This window comes from Vibrio sp. V19_P1S1T109 (genome assembly GCF_002241375.1).
GTDB lineage: Bacteria > Pseudomonadota > Gammaproteobacteria > Enterobacterales > Vibrionaceae > Vibrio > Vibrio anguillarum.
Genome location: NZ_NDIM01000325.1, coordinates 1 through 6022 on the forward strand (window position 1 = coordinate 1; position 6022 = coordinate 6022).

Annotated in this window: 3 protein-coding genes; all 3 read left to right on the forward strand. The window is 44.7% G+C overall.

Going from position 1 to position 6022, the window contains the following annotated elements; translation table 11 throughout:
• Positions 1-150 precede the first annotated feature (150 nt).
• The 3 genes from nhaA to B9J87_RS15585 all read left to right on the forward strand — a co-directional run bounded on the left by nhaA (position 151) and on the right by B9J87_RS15585 (position 5989).
• On the forward strand, positions 151-1296 hold the full coding sequence (gene nhaA, locus B9J87_RS15570) for a Na+/H+ antiporter NhaA (RefSeq protein WP_176429551.1): 1146 nt from the start codon (positions 151-153) through the stop codon (positions 1294-1296).
• A 543-nt stretch (positions 1297-1839) separates the two neighbouring features.
• Positions 1840-4728, forward strand: a complete 2889-nt coding sequence (locus tag B9J87_RS15580; protein ID WP_094151618.1) for a pyridoxal phosphate-dependent class III aminotransferase — start codon at positions 1840-1842, stop codon at positions 4726-4728.
• Between the two features lie 16 nt (positions 4729-4744).
• On the forward strand, positions 4745-5989 hold the full coding sequence (locus tag B9J87_RS15585) for a carboxynorspermidine synthase (protein ID WP_094151621.1): 1245 nt from the start codon (positions 4745-4747) through the stop codon (positions 5987-5989).
• Positions 5990-6022 lie beyond the last annotated feature (33 nt).

The following is a 6022-nucleotide window of genomic DNA, read 5'->3' on the forward strand; positions in this document are numbered from 1 at the left end:
GGAATATACGTTGTATTGTTATGCTTGACTCGGAAATTCCGATTTTTAATATCTGAACAAGCGATTTTTACTTCTATCAGCTACTGTATAAACTCTGTCATATTCATTTGTTAATGGTTTATTAACATGCATAACTATAAGGACGATATCATGAGTGATGTGATTCGCGACTTTTTCAAGATGGAATCAGCAGGTGGTATTTTGCTGGTTATTGCTGCTGCAATTGCAATGATGATTGCTAACTCACCGCTAAATGATGTTTACCAATCTTTTTTACATTCCTACGTGTTTGGAATGTCAGTGTCGCATTGGGTCAATGATGGCTTAATGGCCATATTCTTTTTGTTGATTGGTTTAGAAGTCAAACGTGAATTGTTGGAAGGTGCTCTTAAATCCAAAGAAACGGCTATTTTCCCAGCCATTGCTGCCGTCGGCGGTATGCTTGCTCCAGCATTAATTTACGTGCTGTTTACGGCTGGTGATGCACAAGCGATTCAAGGTTGGGCGATCCCAGCGGCCACTGATATTGCGTTTGCGCTAGGTATTATGGCGCTATTGGGTAAACGTGTTCCGATCAGCTTAAAAGTGTTCTTGCTGGCGCTTGCGATTATTGATGACTTAGGGGTTGTGGTCATTATTGCGCTATTTTATAGCGGTGATCTTTCTACCATTGCGTTAACCGTCGGTTTCTTAATGACTGGTGTGCTTTTTATACTAAACAACAAGCATGTTACCAAAATCAGCCTTTACTTAATTGTCGGTGCGATTTTATGGTTTGCCGTACTTAAATCTGGTGTTCATGCCACCTTGGCTGGTGTAGTGATTGGTTTTGCTATTCCGCTGAAAGGTGATAAAGGCGAATATTCTCCGCTAAAACATCTTGAGCATGCGCTACACCCGTATGTCGCTTTTGGTATTCTGCCATTGTTCGCATTTGCCAATGCCGGGATTTCACTGGAAGGGATCTCCGTATCTAGCCTCACGTCAATGTTGCCTTTGGGCGTGGCTCTTGGCCTATTTATTGGTAAGCCATTGGGTATTTTTACCTTCAGTTGGACTGCGGTGAAACTCGGTGTTGCTAAATTGCCTGAGGGGATCAATTTCAAGCATATTTTTGCCGTGTCAGTGCTATGTGGTATTGGCTTTACAATGTCGATTTTTATCTCGTCATTGGCTTTTGGACCGACCAATGCTGAATTTGATACGTTTGCACGGCTCGGTATATTAATGGGCTCAACCACTGCCGCGATTGTAGGCTATATATTGCTTCGTTTATCTTTGCCAAAAAACGCATAAGAATAATCAGCCCTCCGTAATACGAGGGCTGATTCATTTTATAAACTAACCATTTGATTTATCAATATTCTTAATCAATAGAAAATTTAAGTTTTTATCGATTTATTGAAAATTATTGCCAGCGTAATTATTTTTTGATATTTTTCGCACCAATCTCGGACAGTAGCTTCTGGGGGACACGCGTAATGACCATTCAGGCTGATTGTGACATTACGTAGGGTAGGTATCAGCAAGTCCTTTTGTTGATAGACGGGATACTCTTGCAGCGGGAGCTGCATGTGAATGGGAAACCCAACATTGAACTCATCATCACTTAACACACTGACGTTAATCAGCTTTGTACTTCCTCTATGCCCTGTGCTTGAAGACAGTTCTATCACCGAACCTTGATTCTCTGATTTAGTAATCTTTCATCGAAGACGATGAACCAATTTCCGTTTTTGCCCTTTGGCTAATACGGAGCTTATTGCTATGTCATATTTCCTTATATTCAAACCAAACCAAGGAAATAGGCGGAAATTTTCACATTCAAGGGGAAGGGAAATGAGCACAGCCTTTGAAGTCGATAACACTATCGCAAACATTTTTTCATCTCAGGTACCTGTTGTTGAAGGTATTTATGATCTCACACCGGACCAAATTCTACTCGATCAAATTGAGCATGAATCTGAAGTTCGTTCATACCCACGCCGTCTACCGATTGCCATCAAGCAAGCTTATGGTGCGTTAGTAGAAGATACGCGCGGACAAATTTTCCTCGACTGCTTAGCGGGCGCGGGAACGTTGGCGCTTGGGTATAACCATCCTGAGATCAATCAAGCACTGAAAGAGCAGTTAGATTCAGGTCTGCCATATCAGACATTGGATATGACAACGCACGCTAAAGACAAATTCATCAAGCAAGTAAAAGCATTTTTGCCTGAAGAGTTTGCAAAAAATTCCGCGATTCAATTTTGTGGACCTTCTGGTGCGGATGCCGTTGAAGCGGCTATCAAGCTGGTGAAGCAGACAACGGGTCGTAACACCATGTTTGCGTTTCGCGGTGCTTACCACGGGATGACCAACGGTACGATGGGTATGATGGGCAACCTGAATACCAAAGCTCGTCGCACAGGGTTAATGTCGGATGTGCATTTTATGCCATTCCCATACAACTTGCGCTGCCCGTTTGGTTTAGGGGGCGATGAAGGTGCCAAAGCGAGCATTCGCTACATCGAACGTCTGCTGAACGATGACGAAGCAGGCATCATGAAACCGGCGGCCATTATTGTTGAACCTGTTCAAGGTGAAGGTGGCGTTATTCCCGCTCCAGCATTCTGGCTGCGTGAACTACGCCGTATCTGCGATGAACACGGTATTTTATTAATTTTCGATGAAATTCAGTGTGGCGTGGGTAAATCGGGTTACCGCTTTGCATTTGAAGAGTCTGGCATTTGTCCTGATATTCTTTGCCTATCTAAAGCCATTGGTGGCGGTCTACCAATGTCTATTCTTGTGTTCAAGAAAGAGATCGATACTTGGAAACCGGGTGAGCACACAGGCACGTTCCGTGGTAACCAATTGGCCATGGTTTCTGGTGCGAAAGCGTTAGAAATTATTTTACGTGATAACCTCGTTGAACACGCTAATGTCGCGGGTCAGTACCTACGCGAAGGTCTTGAAGCGATTCAACGCCGAGTGAATTGTATTGCTGAAGTTCGTGGCAAAGGTTTGATGCTCGGCCTCGAGATTCGTAAACCAAACGGTGAAATGAACAATTTTGGCGAGCCAATGGCCGATGGCCAATTAACACTCGCTATCCAACGCGCGGCACTTGAGCGTGGGTTGATGGTTGAAAAAGGTGGCCGTGAAGGATCCGTTATTCGTTTCTTACCACCGATTATCATCTCATTCGAGCAGATCGATTTTGCCCTGCGCACTCTTGAAGCGGCGATTTTAGCTGCAGGTGGCGGCGAGAAAGATCCAGAGCCAGAAAATCAAGCGTGGAAGAAGCATTTTATCCAAACCGGTGAAATGGGTAGCAATGAATTTGCCGCTGTGATGAACCATGCCACTTCTGCGATGAAAGCTGTCTTTGAACAAGCCAAAGCGCCTTATTCAGGTTTGGATCCAAAGCAGCTTGAAGAAGCGATTTACGCAGTAGATTTGGATAACAAAAATGCGCCATTGAAGGATGTGATCTCTGAAATGGCAGATCTGGTAGCCAAAAATTCCATTATCGTTCAACACCCAGATTGTATTGCTCACCTGCACACGCCACCCTTGATGCCATCAGTAGTGGCTGAAGCGATGATTGGTGCATTAAACCAGTCCATGGACTCATGGGATCAATCGTCTTCTGCTACCTATGTTGAACAGAAAGTGATTGATTGGATGTGTGAGAAATACGAACTCGGCGCTCAGTCGGATGGTATTTTCACCAGTGGTGGCACGCAAAGTAACCAAATGGGTTTAATGTTAGCTCGTGATTGGATTGCCGATAAATTAAGTGGTCATTCTATTCAAAAGCTGGGCTTACCTGAGTATGCCGATAAGCTGCGTATTGTGTGCTCGAAAAAATCGCATTTCACCGTGCAAAAATCGGCCTCTTGGATGGGGTTGGGCGAGAAAGCCATTTTGGCGGTTGATGCGAATCCAAACGGCACAATGGATGTCACCAAACTGGAAGCGGTTGTTGCACAAGCGAAAGCGGAAGGTCTTATTCCTTTTGCTATTGTTGGAACGGCAGGCACAACGGATCACGGTGCGATTGATGATCTGTCGACGATCGCGGATGTAGCACAGCAACATGATCTATGGATGCATGTGGATGGAGCATACGGCGGCGCATTGGTTCTAAGTAGCCATAAAGCACGTTTGCAGGGCGTTGAGCGTGCGCACTCGGTCAGCGTCGACTTCCATAAATTGTTCTTCCAAACGATCAGTTGTGGCGCGGTGTTGCTCAAAGATAAAAGTCACTTCAAGTATCTACTGCATCATGCGGATTACCTTAACCGTGAACATGATGAACTGCCAAACTTGGTGGATAAATCTATTTCTACGACCAAGCGTTTTGATGCATTGAAAGTGTTTATGACAATGCAAAACGTAGGCCCTAAGGCTTTGGGTGAAATGTACGATCATCTGCTAGAACAAACACTGCAAGTGGCAGATTTAGTTCAGCATCACGATGCTTTTGAACTCTTGGCTGAGCCTGCTCTCTCCACCGTGTTATTCCGTTCCGTGGATAAACAAGCGGTAGATTTTGACGAGTTGAACAAAGCGTTGCGTTTAGAAGCATTGACACGTGGTGTCGCGGTGTTGGGCGAGACGATTGTGGATGGCAAAACAGCGCTTAAATTCACCATTTTAAACCCATGCTTACAACTGTCAGATTTCAAAGCATTACTTAATAAGATTGAAGTACTAGCCTCTGAGCTAGCCAAGGCATAAAGGAATACAAACAACCATGTCTATTTTACAAATTGGCGCGGGAGGCGTTGGCTGGGTTGTCGCACATAAGGCGGCCCAAAACAACGACATACTCGGTGATATTGTTCTTGCTTCTCGTACTCTTGAAAAGTGCGAGAAGATCATTGAATCGATCAAAGGAAAAAATAACCTTAAAGATCCAACTAAAAAACTTGAGGCACGCACCGTCAAGGCGGATGACGTAGCCTCGTTAGTTGCATTAATTAAAGAAGTCCAGCCTGATCTTGTGATCAACGCTGGCCCTCCTTGGGTAAACGTGCCAATCATGGAAGCATGTTATCAAGCCAAGGTTTCCTATCTAGATACATCGGTTGCTGTTGACCTTTGCTCTGAAGGTCAACAAGTGCCTGAAGCGTATGATCCTCAATGGGCATTTCGTGAAAAATTTAAGCAAGCAGGCATTACCGCTATTCTCGGTGCTGGTTTTGATCCGGGCGTGGTTAGTGTGTTTGCCGCGTATGCGGTGAAACACCTCTTTGACGAAATCGACAGTATTGATGTGATGGACATTAATGCAGGCGATCACGGCAAAAAATTTGCGACTAACTTTGATCCAGAAACCAATATGTTAGAGATTCAAGGCGACTCTTTCTATTGGGAAGAAGGGCAGTGGCAGCGTGCTCCTTGCCATTCACGAATGCTAGAATTTGATTTTCCTCAGTGCGGCCAGCACAAGGTGTACTCCATGTCGCACGATGAAGTGCGTTCGATGAAAGAGTTTATTCCGGCCAAACGTATTGAATTTTGGATGGGTTTTGGCGATCGTTATCTCAACTATTTCAATTGCATGCGTGATATTGGTTTATTGAGTCCAAACCCATTGACGCTGCAAGATGGTACTGTGGTTCAACCACTTCAAGTGCTTAAAGCGATGCTGCCAGACCCAACCTCTTTGGCTCCTGGCTACAAAGGCCTGACCTGTATTGGTACTTGGGTGCAAGGTTGGAAGGATGGTAAACAGCGCAGTGTCTTTATCTACAATAATGCAGACCATGAAGTGGCATACCATGATGTAGAGCACCAAGCCATCGCTTACACCACGGGCGTTCCTGCCATTACTGCGGCATTGCAGTATTTCCAAGGGCATTGGGCACAATCGGGCGTGTTTAACTTAGAGCAGCTTGACCCTGATCTGTTTTTAGAAACGATGCCGAAATTAGGTTTGGATTGGCATGTTCAAGAGCTCGATATCGGGCAACCAGAGATTAAAATTCTAAAATAAGAGTTTTCGATAGTTAAGCCGATGCAGATGTGT